The 560-nt window shown below is 56.6% G+C and carries 2 protein-coding genes; one reads left to right on the top strand and one right to left on the bottom strand.

Annotated elements, in window-relative coordinates; genetic code table 11:
* A partial coding sequence (locus tag GSQ76_RS31980; protein ID WP_254070499.1) for an Hsp20 family protein occupies positions 1–330 on the top strand: 330 nt, incomplete at its 5' end.
* A gap of 50 nt (positions 331–380) precedes the next feature.
* Here the strand turns inward: GSQ76_RS31980 and GSQ76_RS18810 are convergent.
* On the bottom strand, positions 381–560 hold a 180-nt coding region (locus tag GSQ76_RS18810; RefSeq protein ID WP_158745721.1), incomplete at its 5' end, for a DUF3597 family protein.

The following is a 560-nucleotide window of genomic DNA, read 5'->3' as shown; positions in this document are numbered from 1 at the left end:
TTTGCGCAGTCCGATATTGATCTGGTCCAACAGGGAAATACGCTCGTCATTACGGGGGGGCAGAAGAAGCCCGAGCCGCAGCAGCAGGAAATACTGCACCAAGGTTTGGCAACTCGGAACTTCAAGCAGACCTTCAATTTGGCTGACCACGTAAAGGTTGCGGCTGCTAATTTGGAGAACGGATTGCTCGTGGTCGACCTCGTTCGAGAGATCCCGGAACAACTTAAGCCTCGCCGGATTGCCGTCGGGACCAACGGACTGAGCCTCAACGGCCAGGATAATAATGCGATACTCACCCAAGAGGGTGTAGCTACTCGGCAGGCAGCCTAAGCTAGCAGTTGCGACAAGCCTCCCGGCAAACACCGGGAGGCGCCTACCGGCTAGGCCTTCATGCTGTCTGGAACTTTGCCGCCGTTTTCTTCCAGCTTCTGCACCACGGCCTTGTGGAGAGCGACGTTCTCCTCAGCGGATCCATCAGCTCCGACGTGCACGTCTAGCTCGGTGGCAAGTTGCTTCCGGGCATCAAGGCTGGAATCCAGATCAAGCAGCTTGAGCAGATC

The sequence above is a fragment of the Acidisphaera sp. L21 genome, from assembly GCF_009765685.1.
In the GTDB taxonomy this organism is placed as follows: domain Bacteria; phylum Pseudomonadota; class Alphaproteobacteria; order Acetobacterales; family Acetobacteraceae; genus LMUY01.
The sequence above is the reverse complement of the archived record's forward strand: the minus strand, read 5'-3'. Positions and strand labels throughout refer to the sequence as shown.